Raw genomic sequence first — 397 nt, 5'->3', positions numbered from 1 at the left:
AGAGGTCACAGTCTGAGCCTTATCGTTGATGTCCTTGTGCTCAGCGATGACATTCGGGTTCTTCGGATCAGTACCCGGAGTCTCCTTGCCCTCCTTGTCGACCTCAACAGAAGTCAACTCCTCAAAGGCAACCGCAGCCTCAACCGGCTCCGTCACAGACTCATCAACGATGATCTCAACAACAACCTCACCATTGGCAGCATCCGGAGTAAAGGTCTTCTTACCCTCACCCAGAACAGTCTTGCCATCAGCCTTAGAAATCAACTCAGCATAAAGGGTGTATTCCTTACCCGGAACCAGACCCTCATACGTCACCGTATCGTTAACCTGCGCACCAGCAACAACCTGAGTTGCACCGTTCGCAAAATCAGCATTCGTCGAAATCTTCGGCTCAACA

At 51.1% G+C, this 397-nt stretch carries 1 protein-coding gene; it reads right to left on the bottom strand.

All coding sequences use genetic code 11. The features are described from left to right. Nucleotides 1–397, bottom strand: a 397-nt coding sequence (locus HMPREF3056_RS03420; protein ID WP_168166978.1) for a VaFE repeat-containing surface-anchored protein, incomplete at both ends; no start/stop codon positions are given.

It is taken from the genome of Corynebacterium sp. HMSC056F09 (genome assembly GCF_001815785.1).
Lineage (GTDB): Bacteria > Actinomycetota > Actinomycetes > Mycobacteriales > Mycobacteriaceae > Corynebacterium > Corynebacterium hiratae.
This window is presented reverse-complemented; position numbering and strand designations above follow the sequence as displayed.